Source organism: Streptomyces sp. NPDC001832, assembly GCF_040297265.1.
Classification (GTDB): Bacteria; Actinomycetota; Actinomycetes; order Streptomycetales; family Streptomycetaceae; genus Streptomyces.
The window spans coordinates 59,070-79,125 of record NZ_JBEOYU010000012.1; the positions used below are offsets into that span (position 1 = coordinate 59,070).

Consider the following 20,056-nt stretch of genomic DNA (forward strand, 5'->3'; position numbering starts at 1 on the left):
GCGGCCTTCGGTTCCGTCGTGCCGGACGGCGTTCACCCGGTGACGGCTGCGAGGTCGGTTACTCGACGACCTTCAGCAGCTTGTTCGGCGTGCCCTCGGTCGCGTTGGAGATCGCGTCGGGGGTGGCGCCCTCGGTCAGCGCCGTGGCGACCTCGTCCGGGGTGGCGTCCGGGTGACCGGCGAGGTAGACGGCGGCGGCACCGACGATGTGCGGGGTCGCCATGGACGTACCGGAGATGGTGTTGGACGCGTCGTCGCTGTCGTTCCAGGACGAGGTGATGTCCGAGCCCGGGGCGTAGATGTCCACAATCGAGCCGTAGTTGGAGAACGACGACTGCTCGTCGTCCACCGTGGACGAGGCGACCGTGATGGCCTCGGGGACGCGGGCCGGGGAGCTGTCGCTCGCGTCGGCGGATTCGTTTCCGGCCGCCACCGCGAAGGTGACTCCGGAGGCGATGGCCTTCTGGACCGCGGCGTCGAGCGCCTCGTCCGCGCCGCCGCCGAGGCTCATGTTGGCGACGGAAGGGCCTTCGTGGTGCTCGGTGACCCAGTCGATGCCGGCGACAACCTGCTCGGTGGTGCCTGAGCCGGAGTCGTCGAGGACCCGGACGGCGACGATCTTCGCCTTCTTGGCGACCCCGTAGGTCGCACCGGCGATGGTGCCCGCCACGTGGGTGCCGTGACCGTTGCCGTCGTCGGCGCTGTCGTCGTTGTCGACGGCGTCGTAACCCGAGCTGGCCCGGCCCTCGAATTCGTTGTGTGTGGTGCGGACGCCGGTGTCGATGACGTATGCGGTGACGCCCTCGCCCGCGCTGTCCGGGTAGGTGTACGTGTTGTCGCCGGTCGTCTCGGTCTGATCGATCCGGTCCAGACCCCAGGACGGCGGGTTGTTCTGGGTCTCGCTGATGTGGAACTTCTTGTTCTGGACGACCTTGGAGACGGCCGGGTCGGCCGCCAGGCGCTTGGCCTCCGTGAGCGAAAGGCCGCTGGCGGAGAAGCCGTTGATGGCGGAGCTGTAGCTCCGCTTGAGCTTGCCGCCGTACTCCTTGGCGAGCTTCGCCTTGTCGGCCTTGTGATCCAGCATCACGATGTAGCTGCCCGATACGGCGTTCGCCGCCTCCGCACCGTAGACGGTGCCCATCGCGGGAGCGGGAGCGGCTCCGGCGAGGGAGCCGCCCATCAGGGTGACTCCGGCGGCCGCGGCCACGGCGGTTATCGCCGCGGTCAGCTTGATCCGGCGTGCGCGCTTGTGAATTGCCATGAAGAGGGGTCTCCTCGTCATTCTTTGTGGGGGGATTGGCCCCCGGCCGGAATATCTCCGGGGGACGGCTCGAAACCCTCGCCGATTGACGCGCTCAGATCAAGCCCCTCATGAGGCTGTGACTTATTCAATAAGGCTTCGTAATAAGAAACAGGCCAGCCGTGCCCAAGCCGGGCACGGTCGCCGCAACGTCCTTCGCGCACACGGGTCTTACGGCACCACCGGCACACTTCACACGCGGAAAGACGATCCCCGCCCGACCGCACGGACGGACGGGGGGATGGCTTGTTTCCGCCCCTGTGTTCACAGAGCCCTCACGAGGTGACCACGTTGAGGTCAGCCTCGGACGATCCGGACCTCGGAGACCCCCATCAGCCCGGCGAGGGGCACTTTCGCGGTGGTCTGCTCCGGACTCACCGTCAGACCGTCGCCGCGCAGCATGTCGAGCAGCATCTCGGCGAGCGGCATCACCATGTGCCGCCCCCAACAGCGTTCCGAGGCATGTCCGAAGGGCAGGTACCCGGGCTGGTCGTCCGGGTCGAGGCTGTCCCAGCGCTCGGGGCGGAACTCGTCGGGGTCCTCCCAGAGCGCGGGGTCGCGGTGGCTCACCAGCGGCAGGATCAGAACGTCGTCGGCCGCGCCGATCCGGGAGTCGAGAGCGGGGTACTCCGATGACGCCTTCCGCAGGACGTTCCAGGAGGGTGGCAGCAGTCGCATTGCCTCGTACAGGATGTTCCGGTTCGAGGTGTCGTCATCGAAGGGCGATCCGAGCCAGAGCGCGTTGGCGACGAGCGTCGAGACGGTGAAGCAGACCGGGGCCGCCGCCCGCCGGTACAGACCCATCGCGTAGCGACGGTCGTTGTAGCCCACGGCGTCGGCGGTCAGGCCTGCGATGGCGGAGACGGGTGCGCCGGGGCGGAGCCGGCCGGGCAGCGCGGCCCCTGCGGCGATGACCGTCCAGGTGAGTTTGGGCGTCAGTTCCAGGGCGCGGTCCATGAGGATACGCAGCCGGAAGGGGTCGGCTCCGAGAACCAGATCGCGCAGAAACACATGGCCCACGTGCGGCCACTCGCCGGAGAGGTCGACCGCACCGATGGGCTTCTTCAGCGCCGCCCGCACGTCCCGGCCGATGGCCTGCATGACCGTAGACGCCTCGGTGCGCGGAATGGACCGACCGTGGAGGGGTTTGAATGTGGGACGCTCGTCCTCGGCAGCCGGCCTGCTAGCGAGAATCCGGTCCGTCAGGTCGGCCCCGGCGACGCCGACGGTGCCGGGGTCCAGGCGGAAGACCTCCTCGCCCCGATGGTCTCGCAGGAGCGCCTGGAGTCTGGGCGCGAAGACGACGTCCCGGGCGCGGCTGCCGGTACCGGACATGTGCATCGATGGTCTCCAAGAAGCGGGAAGGGCCCGCGCCCGGCGGGCCGATGAGGCCTGGCCGGACACGGGCCCGAATCGACTGACCGTGTCCCTCGAAGCGACGGACCGTTCCGTCGGCTTAGTACCAGTGGTACCAGGCGTACGCCTTCAGGCTCTTCTCCGGCGTCATCTTGTCCTTGAGCAAGAAAAGGAACTTCATAACAGCACCTCCATCTTTTACTCTGAATTTACATTCGAGCGGGCATGACTTGAACCGTTCGCGACGACAATCCCCCGCTTCGGACCGGGAATTTTGCGCCGCTCACCGCCGAAAGGAGTGAAGCCCAGCGCGAAAGCAATTGTCAATGACTCACTTTTTTCACCATGTCCAAATCGCAGCGAATCGGGCAGAGGTGGAACCAAGTGCTGAAGATTTCCCTCCGGGCAGGCCGAAACGGGCGGCGCGTTCAGCATTCGGCAGGAGGAGGGCGCGGCGGCCGGCGATCGCGTCGCACCGGCGATGGTGCCCGCCACGTGGATGCCGTGGCCGTGGCCATGGCCGCCGGGGGCCGGTCGGCCGCCGCGGTCACCGTGAACTCACAGGCAAGTCATGGTATCTTCACACGATTACCGGCACCTTACCCATGAGTGAACGGCGACAGCGGTATGACAGCCGGCGAAGTGGGCTGTGCCCCGCATCACTTTGGAGAGCATGACGATGGCCGGCCCCACCGTTTCGGTGATTATCGCTGCGTACAACGCGATGCCCTATCTGACGCGGTGCATCACGTCCGTCGCCGAGCAGAGCATCGGCCGGGACGCCCTGGAGGTCATCGTCGTCAACGACGGGTCGACCGACGGAACGCCCCAGGAACTCGAGCGGCTGACCGGCGTCCACCCGGGCCTTCTGCGCGTCATCCACCAGGAGAACTCCGGCGGCCCGTCCGCGCCCCGCAATGTCGGCCTCGACCAAGCCAGGGGGCAGTTCGTCTTCTTCCTCGACGCCGACGACTATCTCGGGCCCGAGGCGTTGGAGCGCATGGTCGCCCTGGCCGAGAAGAACGGCACCGATGTCGTCCTCGGCAAAATGGTCGGCGTCGGGGGCCGTGGTGCGCCCACCTCGATGTTCCGGCGCAACCAGCCGAAGACCGACGTCTACTCGTCGCGCGTCTACTGGACGCTCAATCCCATGAAGCTGTTCCGCCGCGAGCTGCTGGAACGGTACCGGCTGCGGTTCCCGACGGACCTGAAGATCGGCGAGGACCAGCTGTTCGTCGGCCCGGCGTACATCCACGCCTCCGGCATATCCGTACTGGCCGACTACGACTGCCTGTTCTGGGTCGAGCGGGACGACAACGGCAACATCACCAAGCGGACCTCGGGCTCGGAGCCCCGGCTGCGCTTCCTGCCGCGCGTCGTCGACATGATCATCGAGAACGTGCCGCCGGGTCCCGGCCGCGACCACCTGGCCCACCGGCACCTGACCGTCGAGGTCCAGCAACTGCTCGGCGGGCACCTGGTGTGGGAACCCCGCGAGACACAGGTCAAGACGCTGAGGCGGCTCGCCGAGATCATCGAACCCCTCTGGCACGACGGCCTGGCCGACCGGCTCTCGGCGATGGCGCGGCTGCGGCTGCACCTCGTGCGCCACCAGATGCTCGACGAGGTCCTCGAACTCACCGCGTTCGAGAAGCGGCTGGCCAAGTCCGCGTCCGCCACCCCGCTCGTCGTCGAGCAGGGCCGCGCCTACGCCCAGTACCCCTTCTTCCGCGACCCCGCCGTAGCCGTCCCCGACGCGTGCTACGACGTCACCGCCCAGGTCGGCGTGCGGCACCATGTCGCGCGGGCCGAACTGCGCGGCACCGAGCTGCGGCTGGCCGGGCACGCGTATCTGCACCGGGTCGCCACCGATGACGTCACCACCGAGCTGGTGCTGCGGGAACGCGACAGCGGGACCGAGTACCGGCTGCCCGTCACGCACACCGCGACCCCCGGGCTCGGCGCCGACGAGGACGAGGGGCGGTACGCGTACGAGAAGGCCGGGTTCGAGGCCGTCGTCGACATCGACACCGCCGCCGGGGGCGCCCCGCTCGGCGACGGGCTGTGGGACGTGTCGCTGGCCGTGGGCGCCCAGGGGCTGACCCGCGAGGTGCGGATCGGCAGCAAGCGCGCCGAGCAGCTGTCCGGCGAGCCGGACACACGGATCGTGGAAAGCGCACGCGGCGCCCGTGCCGTCACCGTCTACACCACCAAGCCGCACGGCAACTACACCCTCGACCTCGGCGAGAAGAAGCACCTCGTACGGTCCCGCTTCACGTTCGAGGCCGTCCGCTGGAACGCCGGCTCCCCCACCGAACTGCTGGTCAGCGGGCGCTGCACGCTCGGCGCGTCCCCCAAGGCCGCCCCGCTCGTCGCGGCCCTCACCGGTGACGGTGGGGCCACCGCCGTCTTCCCCGTCACCCGCTCCCCGCACGCGGACCTGTTCTCCGTCCACGTGCCGGTCTGCGACCTCGCCCCGGGCGTATGGAGCGGGGAACTCCGCCTCGGCGACTGGTCGGTGCCCCTGCCCGCCCTACCCAAGGACCTGAAGCCCGCCAAGTGGCGCCGCTGGGGCCTGCCCTGGTACGCGAAGCCGGCGTCCGGCGCCGGCAAGCGGTTCGCGCTGACCGTGGCGAAGACGCAGCTCATGAAGGCGGTCGCGGGCAAGCTCAGATGACGGCCGCCGATCATCGACGTCGCCCGCGACGCAGGTTCCGGTTTTCTCTTTGATTCCACCCCGGCCCGTCAGGCGGGAAGTTCGGCCTCGATGAGGTCGGCCGCCCGCTTCGTTCCGCCCTCCCCCGCCATCTGCTTGCGCACGGCCGCGGCCCTCTTCGCCACCTCGGGGTCACCCAACAAGGCGAGCACGGCGGCCCGCAGCGACTCGGGGGTCACCTCCGCCATCGGGAGGTGGCGGGCGACACCGAGCGCCTGGAGCATGTCGGCGTTGCCGAACTGGTCGACGGCCTGCGGCACGGCGACCATCGGGGTGGCGGTGGCGAGCCCCTCCTGACTGCCCCCGGCGCCCGCGTGGGTGATGAAGACGTCCGCCTGCTTCAGCACGGAGAGCTGCGGCACCCAGGGGCGCACCTCCACATTGGCTGGTACGTCACCCAGTTCGGCGACGTCGACCCAGGCCCCGATCTGGAGCACGACGTGCCAGCCGGGCAGGGAGCCGAAGGCCGTGACGCAGTCGCGGTAGAAACCGGGCTGGTTGGTGAAGGTCGAGCCGAGGGAGACCAACAGCACCTTCTCGGCGCCCTCGGGACGCCGCCACTCCCCCTGGTCCGCACGGTCGCCCTGGCAGGCGCCCACGAAGGTGTGGACCGCCCTGTCGACACGGTCGGCGTTCGGCTGCAGTACCTCGGGGATCAGGACGAGCGACCGCGGCGGCCGGCCGACGAACGGGTCCGGGTGCTGGTCGATCCCGTTCTCGGTGAGCCAGTCCTGGAAGCGCCGGTAGTACGCCCGTCCGCGCTCGGACCGCTTCAGCTCGGCGGTCATCGGCTCGCCGACCTCCTCCTCGTATCCGTCCCAGGCGACCAGGTTGGGCGAAAGCGAGACGGCGGGCACATTCCAGCGATGGGCGAGGACCCGCGCCGGGTAGGAGGTGATGTCGTGCAGGACGAGGTCGGGTTCGTCCCCGTCGAAGGCCTTGATGAGCTGGGGCAGGGCCTGGACGGCGTCGTCGAGGAAGGGTTCGAGCTTGTCGATCAGTTCGGTGCCCCAGGCGTCCGGGGCCTCCTCGGTCGGCAGCACCGAGGTGTAGAGCACCGGTTCGGCGCCGGTGGCGGCGACCTTCTCGGCGAAGGACGCCGGGATGGCGTAGCTGACGCGGTGCCCACGGGCGACGAGCTCCCGGATGACTTCCAGGCTGGGGTTCACGTGCCCGTGGGCGGCGATGGAGAACATGGCGATATGGGTGCGCTCGGTCTTCGGCATGCCCTCACCGTAGACGAGACGAGACGTCTCGTGCATGTGGTTTTCAGGGCGCCTCAGCGCTGATAGCGGGCCAGTACCCGGCTCCCGTCCTCTACCAGACGCTTCCTCAGCTCCTGCGCGCCGATGGCCCCGCTGTAGTACTCCTGGAGGGAGGGTGTGGCGACCTTGTCCTTCCATTCCGGGTAGCCGCGGACCGACTGGGCCGGCGCCGGCCTGAGCGCCTTCGCCATGGCGACACCGGTCGACCAGCCGTCCTTGTCGGTGTGCAGGGCCGGATCCGCGAGGGCCGCGGTGCCGGTCGGGAGCATCCAGTCACCCTTGGCGAGGCGCACCATGTTCTGCGGGCGGAGCAGGAAGTCGATGAACTGCGCGGCCTCCTTCTTGTGCGGGCTGGCCTCCGAGACGGAGAGGGTCTGCGGGCTCACCCCCTGGGCGAGGCCCCCGCTGCCGGCCGGGGCGGGCAGGACCGTCCACTCGAAGCCCTCGGGGGCCTGCTCGACGACCTGTTGGCGGTATGAGAAGCCGAGCGGAACCAGCGCGTACTTGCCGCCGAAGAATCCGGGGAGGGTGTCGGAGCCACCCATGCCGAGCGCGGTGCGGGCAGCGCTGTGATCGATGTTGACCTGGTCGTGAATGGTGCCGGGAACGACCTGGTCGCCCTCGCTCGCGCGGATGGTCACCTTGCCGTCGGCACCCGGGTGGAAGAGCCGGCCACCGGCGGAGAGGCCGAGGTTGAGGGTGACGGAGACGGGCTCCTTGAGCGGCCAGGCGACGCCGTATCTCCCCTTGCCCGTCAGCTCCTTGGCGATCTGCCGGAACTCCGTCCAGCTCCAGGGCTTGCCCGGGTTCGGGATACGGACTCCCGACTCCTTGAGGATCTTGGTGTTGGCAATCAGGACACGGGGCTCCTGGAGGAACGGAACTCCGTAGACACCTTCGCCGAAAGTGGTCGCCCGCCAGCTCTGCTGCGGAATGTCGGCGGTCAGCCGCTCCGGCAGGAGCGTCCGCAGATCGGCCAGGTAGCCGCCGTACGCGAAGTCGGCAAGGTCGTCGGAGGCGTCATGGATGATGTCCGGCGCCTCATCGCCCTCGAAGGAGGTGAGCAGTTGGTCATGGACGGTGACCCAGCTGCCCTGGACGTAGTTGACGTGGATGTCGGGGTGGGTTTCGTTCCACTCCTTCACCAACTGCTTGTTGGCGTCGACGGACTCCTTCTGCCAGGCCAACGACTGGAAGCTGAGTTCCGTCCGCCCGCTGTCGTCCCTGCCGTCGCCCGTCCCCGCGCAGCCGGTGAGCAGCAGGGCCAGCGCGGTGGTCACGGCGGCGGCCGCCGTCCGCACAGATGCGCGCATCAGCTCTTCACCGCCCCGGTCAGCATGGAGCCGGTGATCCGCCGCTGGATGATCGCGAAGATGACCAGCGAGGGAAGGGTCGCGAGAAACGCGGCGGCGGCGAGCGGCCCGAGATCGGCCGCGCCCTCCGTGCCGATGAAGTGGGTCAGTACGACCGGCAAGGTCTGCTTCTCCGGTGTCTTGAGCAGGACGAGTGCGAAGAAGAACTCGTTCCATGCGGTGATGAACGCGAAGAGTGCGGTGGCGACGATGCCGGGGGCCAGCACTGGGGCGGTGACCGAGACGAGCGTCCGCAGTCTGCCCGCGCCGTCGACCGAGGCGGCCTCTTCGAGCTCGGTTGGCACGGCCCGTACGTATCCCACCAGCATCCACAGCGCGAAGGGCAGCGCCCAAACGACGTACACCATGATCAGCCCCCACAGGGTGTTGATCAGATGGAGATTCTTCAGGACCAGGAAGAGCGGAATGATCAGCAGGACGAACGGGAACGCCTGACTGACCACGACCCATCCGGTGGTGACCTTCGAGAGCCTGGAGCGGTGGCGGGCCATGACATAGGCCATGGGCGTGGCGATGAGGACCGCGACGAGGGCGGCACAGAGCGCGGCGATCAGCGAGTTGGTGGCGGCCTGGAGCAGCGGCTGTTCGTCGAATGCCGTGCGGAAGTTGTCCAGCGTCGGATGCTCGGGGATCCAGGCCGGGTGCAGGGAACCCAGTTCGCGCGCCGGTTTGAAGGTTGTGGAGATCAGCCACAGGAACGGGAACGCCAGAAAGACGAGATAGCCGAGTAGTGCGACGTACTGTCCGGCGCGTGCGGATCTGCTGGTGCGCAGGCTCACCGGTCCTCGCCTCCCCCGATCCGGCCGACGAGATACACCGCGAGGATCACGGAGATCACCGCGACCATCACACAGCCCATCGCCGCGGCGTAGCCGAACTGTCCGTAGCGGAAAGCATCTTCGTACGCGAAGAGCATCGGCAGCCGGGTGCGGCCGCCGGGTCCTCCGTTGGTCAGTACGTAGACCAGGGCGAAGGAGTTGAAGTTCCAGATGAAGTTGAGCGCGGTGATGGACAGCGCGACCGGTCTGAGCACGGGCCAGGTGACAGTGCGGAAGCGGCGCCAGGCACCTGCTCCGTCGAGCGCGGCCGCCTCGTGGAGTTCGTGCGGGGTGTTCTGCAGTCCGGCCAGCAGGGCGACGGTGGTCTGGGGCATACCGGCCCAGACACCCACGACGATCACCGCGGGCAAGGCAGTGGCCAGTCCGGTCAGCCAGTCCCGGCCGTCGCCGAGGCCGAGATCGCGGATGGCCTCGTTGAGGATGCCGGCGTCCGGGTGGTAGACGAGCCGCCACATGATGCCGACCACCACCTCGGGCATCGCCCACGGAATGATCGCCAGCGCCCGCGCCAGCCAGCGCATGCGCAGATTCTGGTTGAGCAGCAGGGCGAGACCGAGCGCCAGTACGAACTGCGGGACGGTGACGCCGACCGCCCACAGCAGACCGATCCGGAACGAATCCCAGAACAGGGTGTCGTGGAGCAGGTCCTGGAAATTCAGCCCGCCGACCCACTGGGTGGAACGGGTGCGGCCGGACTGGGCATCGGTGAAGGCCAGCGCGATGCCGTAGAGGAGCGGGCCGACACTGAGGATCAGGATCGGGATCAGCGCGGGGAGTACCAGGAACCAAGGGCCGGCGTTCCGGTTGGTCGGCCGGGTGCGTTTGTCGAGCGGGCTGCCGGGCGGACCGTCTCTCCCGGATTGTACGGTTGCACTCGCCAATGTCACGAATTCGCCCCCTTGCGTCATTCGATCGGTTTTGTACCGTTCTGGCCGCTCAGGTAGCCCTCGCCATCGTGCTGAGGGGCCGTCGGTTCGTCAAGGCGGCCTGCACGGATGCGAAAATCGGAGTCATGAACGAAATGCGTGCGCGCGAGGTGCTGACCGCTGCCGGACTGTCCGGCGGTGCGGAGCTGCTCGCGCTGGGTGAGAACGCGGTGTTCGCCGTGGACGACCTGGTGGTCAAGGTCGGCCGGGACGCCGTGCAGAACCCGGAACTGCGGGACCGGGCCGAGCGCGAGGTGGCCGTCGCTCAGTGGCTGGCCGCCTCCGGTGTCCCCGCTGTACGGGTCGCTGAGCCCGAGGCACGGCTGGTGGAGGGCAACCCGGTGACGCTCTGGCACCGGCTGCCCGATGCCGTACGTCCTGCCGAGCCGTGCGATCTCGCCCCGCTGCTCACCCAGGTGCACGCGCTGCCGGCCCCGGAGGGCTTCACGCTGCCGCGCCGCGACCTGCTGGGCGGGGTCGAGCGCTGGCTACGGCTCGCGGGCGATGCGATCGACCCGGCCGACGCCGACTATCTGCGCGGCCGGTGCGACGGCTTCGCGAAGGCCGCGGCGGCCCTTGCCCCGCACCTGCCGCCCGGTCCCATACACGGCGACGCGCTCCCCCGCAACGTCCACGTCGGCCCGGACGGGCCGGTGCTGGTCGATCTCGAGACCTTCTCCGCCGACCTGCGCGAGCACGATCTGGTGGTCCTCGCACTCTCCCGCGACCGGTACGGCCTGCCCGCCCATGCCTACGACGCGTTCACCGAAGCGTACGGCTGGGACGTGCGTACCTGGGACGGATGCGCGGTTCTGCGCGGCGCCCGCGAGACGGCGAGCTGCGCCTGGGTCTCCCAGCACGCCCCGGCGAACCCCAAGGCGCTGACGGAATTCCGGCGCAGGGTGGCATCACTGCGCGCGGACGACCCCGAGGTGCGCTGGTACCCCTTCTGAACGGCGCTTCCCGTCGCGCGGAAGAGCTGAATACGCGCAGCGGGCCGCCCGCCCGCACCGCCGTGCACCCGGTCACCCATGTCTCCCCATCGGTCCGCCGAGCGGTTTTCACGGGCGTATGCCCTTGTTCGGGCGAGGGCGCGGTGCCGAGTCCCGGGGGAGCCTGTCCGGTGCCCAATGACCTTCCGTACTATGCCTCTTAGCCGTGAAGCCGAACAGGTGCGAGTGCAACGGGGGTTGCCCATGGGAGTCGGAGAAGGCGGCGAGCAGAAGCTCGCGAGTTCGCCCAGCGATGTCCCGCCGGAACGGCCCTTCTCACGCCGACAATCCGACCCCTTCATAGGTTGACATCATGGGATTCTTCGACATGCTGACCGGAACCAAGCGCCCCGAGGGCGGGGTCGCGCCACGCTCAGCCGAGGAGTTGAGGACAGCCCTGCTCAGCCTCAACCGGCCGGATGTCCCGTACATCATCAGCGACGGCGCAGCGCATGAAGCCGATCTGGTGGCGGAGTGGCGGATCGCCGAGCCCGCCTGGCAGCCCTTCTTCATCGGGTCCCAGCTGACGCACGCCCTCCGGATCCGGATGCGCCTGGTCGAGGAGGTCCCTGAGGTGCGTGCCGTCGAGGAGCAGTGGGAGGTCACCCGCGTCGGGAATCCTCCGCGGCTCCAGACTTCGGCGGAGTACGCGCGCGGCGCGGGCAGGACCGTCTCCCGTAGCTGGACGCTCCAACGCGGGGAGAACGGCCGCCTCGAAGCGACGGAGACATTCAGCTTCGACAGCGCGCAGCTGACCAAACCCCTGCGGAACGCCGCCCTCGAGTCGGGCTGGACCTGGCGCGGAGTGATCTTCGGCAGGTTGTGAGGTCTGCGGCACCACGACCAGGGCCTCGCCGGGAAGGTCGGCACCGAAACCCGGTGCACGCTCACCGCGGACGACGGCTGCACCCTGGGTGTGACGGTCACCATCACATCCGTGGACAGAGACCAGATCCGCTACGACTTCGAGGCCGACAAGACGGCTTCACCGGCTCCGAACTGACACCCCTCGCCCCGCCGGATCGCCCTCAACCGCCTGCGGGCTCCCGCCTCCGGGGGATGAGCGGCCAGGCTGGTTCGACGACCGCAGCCGGGTCCGCGGTGCGCCGGAGGTAGGCCTGCAGAGAGAGCGACTGCTCGGCCGCCGCGCGCACCTGAAGACCGTGCAGGTCCTCCAACGGCATCACTCCGACGGGCTGGTGCTTCTCCCCCATGCGCCGCACCACGCGGGCAGCGGCCACGGCGTCCGCCCTCGCGTCGTGCGCGTCGTCGAGCGACACCCCGTAGTGGGCACACAGCGCGTGGAGGGCCCGCTTCCCCTTCCGGTACTTGTCAACATGCTTGTCGATCACCAACGGATCGATGACCGGCGAAGGCACGTCGCCCAGTCGCTCGCTGACCGACTCGACCGCGTACCGCCGGCACTCACGGTCGAGCAGGGACAGGTCATAGCGTGCGTTCATCACCACCAGCGGCGTCCCTGAGCGCAGCCCGTCAGCGACGGCCCGTGTGATCTCCTCGATCGCGGAGGCGGCCGGCGCCCCGTGCTCGCGGGCACGTTCCGTCGAGATGCCGTGGATCGCCGATGCCTGCTCGGGTATGGCCACACCCGGATTCAGCAGCCAGGTCCGCTCCTGCGATACGGATCCGTCCGCTTCCAGCCGGACGACCGCCGCCGTCACGATGCGGTCGGTTTCGACATCCGTCCCCGTGGTCTCCAGGTCGAACGCCAGCAACGGCCCGCTGATCCAGCTCATCGGACCGCCCCCGCCCCGACGACCGCGGCGGTGGCGATCCGGGCCTCCAGCGGGTCCGTGCCGCTCACCTCCGGGCCGAAGCCGACCAGGCACTCCTGGTGCCAGCTCATCCCGTACCTCCTTCTGTGGTGCGTTCCCCCAAGTGATGACCACCTTCGCACGCACCACTGACAACGCTGGAAGGGGCGTCAGGAGACGGGCCGGGAGTCCGTCCAGACCGACTCGAATTCCTCGCGGTACGTCTCGAACAGCCCGTGCTCGTTGTCCTGACCCGCCCGGACCACCGCGCGCCCACCGCCCCGCAGCACCAGCACGGGCGCCTCCATGCCGCGTGCGCGCCGCAGATACGGCTGGACGACCCCGACGGCGTCCGTGCCGTCGCCGTCCACCAGATAGGCCGTGAAGCGCGGCGTCTCGTCGAAGACATGGATCTCGAAGGCGCCCGGATCGCGGAGCTTGGAGCGGACCCGGCGCATATGGAGGATGTTCATCTCCACCGACCGGCTCAGCTCGCCCTTCTTGAGACCCAGCTCCCGCTCCCGGCGCTTGACCGCGCTGCTGGCCGGGTTGATGAAGAGCAGCCGGACCCGGCAGCCCGACTCGGCGAGCCGGATCAGCCTGCGGCCGGAGAAGTTCTGCACCAGCAGGTTGAGTCCTATACCGATCGCATCGAGGCGGCGTGAGCCTCCGAAGAGGTCCTCGGCGGGCAGCTGGCGCTGGAGCCGCACCCGGTCGGAGTGGACGGAGACCACGTCCGCGTACCGGTCGCCGACCAGCTCCTCGACGGCGTCGACCGGGAGCCGGTCGTAGGACGGGACCGCGGCGCCGCCCCCCAGGATCTCCAGGAGCCGGGCCGAGGCGCGCTCGGCCTGGGCGAGGACCGCCTCGTTGAGGGCGCGGTTGCGGGAGACCACGTTGCGGGCGACCTCCAGCTCGTCGAGCGCCAGCTCCACCTCGCGCCGGTCGTCGAAGTACGGCTCGAAGCACGGCCAGTGCTGGACCATCAGCTCACGCAGCTGCGGCAGAGTGAGGAAGCTGAGGACGTTGTCGTCGGCCGGGTCCAGCAGATACCCCTTGCGGCGGGAGACCTCGCGTACGGCGACGGCACGCTGCACCCACTCCTGCCCGGCGGGTCCGGCGGCGGCCACCACCCAGTCCTCGCCGTGCACCGGCTCGTAGACGGGCCGGAGCACCGCGGCCACCACGGCGCGCAGCCGCTGCTCCACGAGATTCAGCCAGATGTACGCACGCCCTGCCCGCTGGGCGCGCGTACGCACCTCGCTCCAGGCGTCCGCTCCCCAGCCCAGTTCCGCGCCGATCTCCATGGGCTGCGCAAGTGACACCGCCCCAGGCGGGGCATCGGTGGATTCCCCCTCGTGACCTGTGTCACCTGGGGGCAGCTCGAACCCTCCCGAGCTCACCCGCGCACCGCCTTCCACTCCCCCACCAACGATCAAGGAAGGGTACTCCGCGAGCGGCAGCCAGTGCAGCCGGATGCACAGGCTGATTCCTCAACTCGCCCATTACGCAGACACGTTCTCCACGACGAGATTTGCCATAGTGAGCGGATTCATAGCGATTGAGCGCCCTGTCCGGGACCCTGTGCGGGCCGTGGACCGGCTCGGGTCTCCGGATCCCGGTTCCGGGCGACACGGAGAAGCCCGATGTTGACCGGACCGCGCGACTTCCTAGGCAGCCGCACCTCTTTCGGGGAAGATCTGGCTCAAGCAGCTCCCGCAAGCCCCAGGCACCCGGATCAGAAGTGGAAGAGTCAACCTATGCAGGTCTGGCCGGGACAGGCGTATCCCCTCGGTGCCACGTACGACGGCGCCGGGACCAACTTCGCGGTCTTCTCCGAGGCCGCCGACCGAATCGAGTTGTGCCTGCTGCACGACGACGGTTCCGAGACGGCGGTGGAGCTCAGGGAGACCGATGCCTTTGTCCGCCATGCCTATCTGCCCGGGGTGATGCCGGGTCAACGGTACGGATTTCGAGTCCACGGGCCGTACGAACCGGAGCGCGGTATCCGCTGCAATTCGGCCAAACTGCTGCTCGACCCGTACGCCCGGGCCGTCGCCGGACAGGTCCGGTGGGGCGAGGCAGTGTACGGCTATCCGTTCGGCCGGCCCGACGCGCGCAACGATCTCGATTCGGCGCCGCACACCATGACCTCGGTCGTGGTCAACCCGTACTTCGACTGGGGTGACGACCGGCGGCCCCGTACGGACTACCACCGCACGGTGATCTACGAGGCCCATGTGAAGGGTCTGACGATGCTCCATCCAGGGCTGCCGGAGGAGATGCGCGGGACCTATGCGGGGCTGGCCCATCCGGAGGTGATCGCCCATCTGACGGAACTCGGTGTCACGGCGATCGAATTGATGCCGGTTCACCAGTTCGTCCAGGACCACCGGCTGGTGGACGCGGGGCTGGCCAATTACTGGGGTTACAACACCATCGGCTTCTTCGCCCCGCACAACGCGTATGCCTCCTGGGGGGACCGCGGTGAGCAGGTACTGGAGTTCAAGCAGGCCGTTCGGGCGCTGCATCAGGCCGGCATCGAGGTGATCCTCGACGTGGTCTACAACCACACTGCGGAAGGCAACCACTTGGGCCCGACGCTCTCCTTCCGGGGCCTGGACAATGCCTCGTACTACCGGCTCGCGGACGACCAGCGGTACTACATGGACACCACGGGGACCGGGAACTCCCTGCTGATGCGGTCGCCGCACGTACTGCAGCTGATCATGGACTCCCTGCGGTACTGGGTCGCGGAGATGCATGTGGACGGCTTCCGCTTCGATCTGGCGGCCACCCTGGCCCGGCAGTTCCACGAGGTGGACCGGCTGTCGTCGTTCTTCGATCTGGTACAGCAGGACCCGGTGGTCAGCCAGGTGAAGCTGATCGCCGAACCGTGGGACGTGGGTGAGGGCGGCTATCAGGTGGGGAACTTCCCGCCGCTGTGGACCGAGTGGAACGGCAAGTACCGGGACACCGTGCGGGACCTGTGGCGCGGCGAGCCGCGTACCCTCGCCGAGTTCGCGGGACGGCTGACGGGATCGTCGGACCTGTACCAGGACGACGACCGACGGCCGCTCGCCTCGATCAACTTCACCACCTGCCACGACGGATTCACGCTGCACGACCTGGTCTCGTACAACGACAAACACAACGAGGCGAACGGGGAGGGCAACCGGGACGGCGAGAGCCACAACCGGTCCTGGAACTGCGGCGCCGAGGGCCGGACGGACCAGCCGGAGATTCTGGAGCTGCGGATGCGGCAGATGCGGAATTTCATCGCCACGCTGATGCTGTCGCAGGGCGTGCCGATGCTGAGCCACGGCGACGAGTTCGCGCGTACGCAGCAGGGCAACAACAACGCGTACTGCCAGGACAGCGAGTTGTCGTGGGTGCACTGGCCCGACCCGGCCGAGCCCGCGACGGACGATGCGGACGAGGCTGGTCCGGCGGACGGAAACGGTCTCGGGAGCAGTCTGCTGGAGTTCACCCGGGCCATGGTCTGGCTCCGCCGCGACCATCCGGTCTTCCGGCGCCGCCGGTTCTTCCACGGCCGTCCGGTCGAGGGCACGCACGACGAGTTGTCGGACATCGCGTGGTTCACACCCGAAGGCGGCGAGATGAAGCAACGGGACTGGCAGGCCGCGCATGCCAAGGCACTGACGGTCTTTCTCAACGGCCATGCGATCTCGGAACCGGGGCCGCGCGGCGAACGGATTTCCGACGACTCGTTCCTGCTGATGTTCAACGCGAGCGCCGACACGCTGGAATTTTCCGTTCCGGTGAATCACGGCCGGCAGTGGCTGGTAGTGGTCGACACGGCGCGCCCCGCCGGGGTTCTTCCCGGCTCGGGACCGAAGGTGTCGGCGGGCGAACGTATGACGCTGGTGGGGCGGAGCATGGCGGTGCTGCAGCGGGCGGCGTAGGGCTCGGCCTCCGGCCCGACTGTTGGATCGACGACACCGCCGGTCGAGGCGTTTGCGGCGTGCGGTGACACAGGAGCCCGCAGGCTGGGTACGTAACGGCGCATGACGCCCACCGCCACCTACCGACTGCAGCTCCAGCCGGACTTTCCGTTCGCGGCCGCCGGACACGCCGTGCCGTATCTCGCCGCGCTCGGCGTCTCCCATCTGCATCTGTCCCCGGTCCTGGAAGCCGTGCCCGGCTCCAGACACGGGTACGACGTCGTCGATCACAGCCGGGTACGCGCCGAGCTCGGCGGTGAGGAGGGGCTGCGGGAGCTGGCCCGTACGGCGCGTGAGCACGGTCTCGGGCTGGTCGTGGACATGGTGCCCAACCACATGGCCGCCGTCCCCCGCCACAACCACGCGCTGCGGGAGGTGCTGCGCGAGGGCTCCGGGTCCCCGTATGCCCGCTGGTTCGACATCGACTGGGCGGCAGGCGGCGGCAAGGTGCTGCTGCCGGTGCTGGCCGGACGGATCGGCGACGAGATCGACAAGCTCCGGGTCGACGGGGAGGTGCTGCGCTACGGCGAGCAGGAGTTCCCGCTGCGGACCGGCACCGCCCGCCTGCCGCTGCCCGTGCTGCTGGATGCCCAGCACTACCGGCTCGGCTGGTGGCGGCTGGCCCGTACCGAGCTGAACTACCGGCGGTTCTTCACCATCTCCGACCTCATCGGGGTGCGGGTGGAGGACCCCGAAGTCTTCGCCGCCACCCACGGCAAAATCCTCGAACTGGTCCGGGACGGGGTCGTCGACGGGCTGCGCATCGACCACCCCGACGGGCTCGCCGATCCTGCGGCCTATCTGGAGCGGCTCTCGGCGGCAACCGGCGGCCGGTGGACAGTGGTGGAGAAGATTCTCAGCCGTACCGAGCCGCTGCCCGCGGGCTGGGCCGTCGCAGGGACGACCGGGTACGACGCGCTGCACCGGATCGATGGCCTCTTCGTCGATCCGATGGGCGCCGCGGAGCTGCTCGGCCGCTACCGGGAGTACGCGGGGCCCGCGGGGGACCGCGGCGGCGACTGGACGTCGACCGTCCGCCGGGCCGCGTACCGGGTGGTGACGCATGAACTGGCCGCCGAGACCGAGCTGCTGACCCAACTCGCCGTACGCATCTGCGCCAAGGACCCCGCACTGCGCGACCACGCACCCTGGACGCTGCACACCGCCGTGCGTGAACTTCTGGTACGCGTACCCGTCTACCGCCCCTATGTGACACCCGGCGGGCCCCGCGCAAAGGCGGCGGAGGCGACGCTCACGGATGCGGCCGTACGGGATGCGAAGGCGGTGTTCTCCGTTCCGGAGGAGGCGTCGGCCGTGGACGTCGTGCGGGAGCTGGCGCTGGGGCGGCTGGGCGAGGGACCCGACCAGGCGGCGTTCTGCACCCGGTTCGCCCAGACCGCGTCGGCGTTGCGCGCCAAGTCGGTCGAGGACATGGCGTTCTACCGGTACGTACCGCTGATCTCGGCGAACGAGGTGGGCGGCGATCCCGGGCACCCGGCGGTGACGCCGGAGGAGTTCCATGCGTTCTGTGCCCGGCTGGCGCGCGACTGGCCCGCCACCGGCACGGCGTTGACCACGCACGACACCAAGCGGAGCGCCGATGTACGGGCCCGGGTCGCGGTGCTGACCGAGTGTCCGGAGCAGTGGTCCTGGCTGTTGGTGGAGCTGGGACGGGTGACTCCCGCGACCGCTCCCGATGCGCAGCTCGCCTGGCAGGCCTGGCAGACGGCCTTCGGCTGCGCGAAGCTGCCGGTCCGGGAGATGGCGGGCAGGCTGGAGCCCGCACTGCTGAAGGCGGTCCGCGAGTCGGGGCTCTTCACCAGCTGGACCGAGCCCGATCCGGCGTACGAGCGGGCGGTGACGGACTTCGTCGCTGCGGGACCGGCTGCCGTCAACGGCCCGGTGCGCGAGGCGTTGAACCGGTTCACGGGCAGATTCGACCCGTACGTACGGGCCAATGTGCTCGGCGCGGCGCTGGTGCAGCTGACGATGCCGGGTGTGCCGGATCTGTATCAGGGCACGGAACGGGAGTACGTGGCGCTGGTCGACCCGGACAACCGGCGGCCGCTGCGCCACCCGTCCGGGAACGAGGCCTTCAGTGAGAAGGCGGAGCTCACCACGGCGGCGTTGCGGCTGCGGCGTGAACGGCCGGAGGTGTTCGGCGAGTCGGGTACGTACGCCCCGCTGAACGCCCATGGGCCGGCGGCCGCGCACTGTGTGGCCTTCTGCCGCTCGGGCGAGGTGGTCACCGCGGTGACCAGGCTGTCGTTGCGGCTGGCGGAGTCGGGCGGCTGGCGCGGGACGGAGCTGACGCTGCCGGACGACGGGCCGTGGACCGATCTGCTGGTGCCCGGTCGGAAGTTCACCGGGGCCACGATCGCGCTGGTCGAGCTCTTCGCGGAACGTCCGGTGGCGCTGCTCAGCCGGGCCGGACGAGAAGGGCCCGTGGTCCACGCGTGAGTACCCCGGTGCCGGCCGGGCGGAATCCGTCCGCCCAGCGCAGCCGGGGCATCGCGTCGAGCAGGGCGCGCAGGCCCTGCTGGGCCTCCAGCCGGCCGAGCACAACGGCCGGGCAGCCCGCCGGTCCGGTGAGGGACCGGCCCTGGTCGCAGCGGAAGGGATCGAAGAGGTCGGGTGCACAGAACCGTTCCGGATCGCGGCCCGCCGAGCCGATCAGGCAGGCGACGTTTGCCCCGGCCGGCAGCGTGCCGCCGCTGAGGGTGACCTCGGTGACGGTGCGGCGCAGCACGACCTGGACGGGTGGGTTGCGACGCAGCGACTCCGTCCAGGCCCGGATGGCCAGGGCGGGTTCGATGCGCAGGGCGGCCAGGAGGTCGGGGGCGTCCAGCAGGTTGGCGAGGAAGGAGGCGAGCGCGGTCTCGCGGAGGCCGGTGTGCCGGGTGCAGGGTGTGGCGACGGCGCCCGTGCCGGCGCGGGGCAGCCGGGTCGTGTGCGGGCGGGCGGGCGGGCCGGATGCGGAACCGGCGGGCAGCCAGCGGCAGAACTCCTCGACGAGGTCGGCCTGTTGGCGGCTCGCGATGCGGCGCGCCAGCACGTAGGCGGCCCGCTCGATCCGCTCGGCCATGTGACGTGGTACTGATCCGGTCGCGGCCCTGCGCTGCTTGCGGGGCGCGCACAGGGTGGTGCCGTGGCAGAGTCCGAGGGGTGCGGGGCCGCCGCTGGGCGCACTGTCGTGCGGGAACCCGGTGAACCGGGGGTCGCTGAGGACCGTGGTCACATCCGCGTATCGGCTGACCAGCCAGGCGCCCAGGGGCGCGTCGTAGCTGAGCGGGTATTCCTCGCGCAGGATGCGGTAGAGCCGGTACGGGTCGTGCGCGGCGCCGGGTGCGAGCAGGCTGGGGCCGGTGCCGGGGCGGGATCCGCGTGCAGTTTGGCCGGCCCGTCGGCCGGGGTCCGGTGCGGGTATGCCCTCCGGCGCGTCGGCCTGCATCGGTACCCCCGGGGCGTCAGGGCGCCGGTGTGCGGCGCGGTTCCTCATCAGGGGATCACCGACGGGAGTGTTGCGCAGTCGATGTACGGCCGTCCGGG

The 20,056-nt window shown here is 69.4% G+C and carries 15 protein-coding genes and 1 pseudogene; 6 read left to right on the plus strand and 10 right to left on the minus strand.

All coding sequences use genetic code 11. From position 1 onward, the window contains the following. Positions 1-58 precede the first annotated feature (58 nt). The 3 genes from ABT115_RS12785 to ABT115_RS12795 form a co-directional block, all read right to left on the minus strand. Complete coding sequence (locus ABT115_RS12785; RefSeq protein WP_351787677.1) at positions 59-1,261, minus strand: S8 family peptidase; 1,203 nt, start codon at positions 1,259-1,261, stop codon at positions 59-61. Positions 1,262-1,597: 336 nt separating this feature from the next. Continuing rightward, complete coding sequence (locus ABT115_RS12790; RefSeq protein ID WP_351787679.1) at positions 1,598-2,641, minus strand: cytochrome P450; 1,044 nt, start codon at positions 2,639-2,641, stop codon at positions 1,598-1,600. Positions 2,642-2,756: 115 nt separating this feature from the next. After that, complete coding sequence (locus tag ABT115_RS12795; RefSeq protein ID WP_350985409.1) at positions 2,757-2,837, minus strand: tryptorubin family RiPP precursor; 81 nt, start codon at positions 2,835-2,837, stop codon at positions 2,757-2,759. 492 nt (positions 2,838-3,329) lie between these two features. Between ABT115_RS12795 and ABT115_RS12800 the strand changes: the two genes are divergently transcribed. Beyond that, on the plus strand, positions 3,330-5,333 hold the full coding sequence (locus tag ABT115_RS12800; protein ID WP_351787681.1) for a glycosyltransferase family 2 protein: 2,004 nt from the start codon (positions 3,330-3,332) through the stop codon (positions 5,331-5,333). A 68-nt stretch (positions 5,334-5,401) separates the two neighbouring features. Here the strand turns inward: ABT115_RS12800 and mgt are convergent, their stop codons facing one another. Genes mgt through ABT115_RS12820 form a run of 4 tightly spaced genes read right to left on the minus strand, consistent with a single transcriptional unit; the run spans position 5,402 to position 9,757 of the window. Next, positions 5,402-6,634, minus strand: coding sequence for a macrolide-inactivating glycosyltransferase (mgt, locus tag ABT115_RS12805; RefSeq protein WP_502969083.1), 1,233 nt, complete (start codon positions 6,632-6,634; stop codon positions 5,402-5,404). 17 nt (positions 6,635-6,651) lie between these two features. After that, positions 6,652-7,950: an ABC transporter substrate-binding protein gene (locus ABT115_RS12810; protein ID WP_351787685.1), complete on the minus strand. Its 1,299-nt coding sequence runs from the start codon at positions 7,948-7,950 to the stop codon at positions 6,652-6,654. Beyond that, entirely contained in the window at positions 7,950-8,789 is an 840-nt protein-coding gene (locus tag ABT115_RS12815; RefSeq protein ID WP_351787688.1) for a carbohydrate ABC transporter permease, read from the minus strand. The genes ABT115_RS12810 and ABT115_RS12815 overlap by 1 nt, the downstream gene beginning before the upstream one ends. After that, positions 8,786-9,757 carry a carbohydrate ABC transporter permease gene (locus tag ABT115_RS12820; RefSeq protein WP_502969084.1) on the minus strand — a complete coding sequence of 324 codons (972 nt, stop codon included), beginning with the start codon at positions 9,755-9,757 and terminating at the stop codon, positions 8,786-8,788. The genes ABT115_RS12815 and ABT115_RS12820 overlap by 4 nt, the downstream gene beginning before the upstream one ends. Positions 9,758-9,861: 104 nt before the next feature. Between ABT115_RS12820 and ABT115_RS12825 the strand changes: the two genes are divergently transcribed. From ABT115_RS12825 to ABT115_RS12835, 3 genes and pseudogenes are all read left to right on the plus strand, one after another. After that, complete coding sequence (locus tag ABT115_RS12825) at positions 9,862-10,728, plus strand: phosphotransferase enzyme family protein (protein WP_351787691.1); 867 nt, start codon at positions 9,862-9,864, stop codon at positions 10,726-10,728. Between the two features lie 352 nt (positions 10,729-11,080). Continuing rightward, complete coding sequence (locus ABT115_RS12830; RefSeq protein WP_351787694.1) at positions 11,081-11,593, plus strand: hypothetical protein; 513 nt, start codon at positions 11,081-11,083, stop codon at positions 11,591-11,593. Positions 11,594-11,611: 18 nt separating this feature from the next. Then, positions 11,612-11,770 (plus strand): annotated as a pseudogene (locus tag ABT115_RS12835) (DUF4333 domain-containing protein); the annotation flags it as partial. A gap of 25 nt (positions 11,771-11,795) precedes the next feature. Here the strand turns inward: ABT115_RS12835 and ABT115_RS12840 are convergent. Next, on the minus strand, positions 11,796-12,524 hold the full coding sequence (locus ABT115_RS12840) for a 3'-5' exonuclease (protein WP_351787696.1): 729 nt from the start codon (positions 12,522-12,524) through the stop codon (positions 11,796-11,798). A gap of 188 nt (positions 12,525-12,712) precedes the next feature. After that, a complete protein-coding gene (locus ABT115_RS12850) occupies positions 12,713-13,945 on the minus strand; it encodes a DUF5919 domain-containing protein (RefSeq protein ID WP_351787699.1) in 1,233 nt (410 codons plus the stop codon). 357 nt (positions 13,946-14,302) lie between these two features. Between ABT115_RS12850 and glgX the strand changes: the two genes are divergently transcribed. Next, on the plus strand, positions 14,303-16,468 hold the full coding sequence (gene glgX / locus ABT115_RS12855; protein WP_351787702.1) for a glycogen debranching protein GlgX: 2,166 nt from the start codon (positions 14,303-14,305) through the stop codon (positions 16,466-16,468). A gap of 102 nt (positions 16,469-16,570) precedes the next feature. Further along, positions 16,571-18,967: a malto-oligosyltrehalose synthase gene (treY, locus tag ABT115_RS12860; protein WP_351787704.1), complete on the plus strand. Its 2,397-nt coding sequence runs from the start codon at positions 16,571-16,573 to the stop codon at positions 18,965-18,967. Here treY and ABT115_RS12865 read toward each other — a convergent pair. Then, positions 18,927-19,958, minus strand: coding sequence for a cytochrome P450 (locus tag ABT115_RS12865; protein ID WP_351787864.1), 1,032 nt, complete (start codon positions 19,956-19,958; stop codon positions 18,927-18,929). The two genes, treY and ABT115_RS12865, sit on opposite strands and share 41 nt — an antisense overlap. Positions 19,959-20,056: the final 98 nt, after the last annotated feature.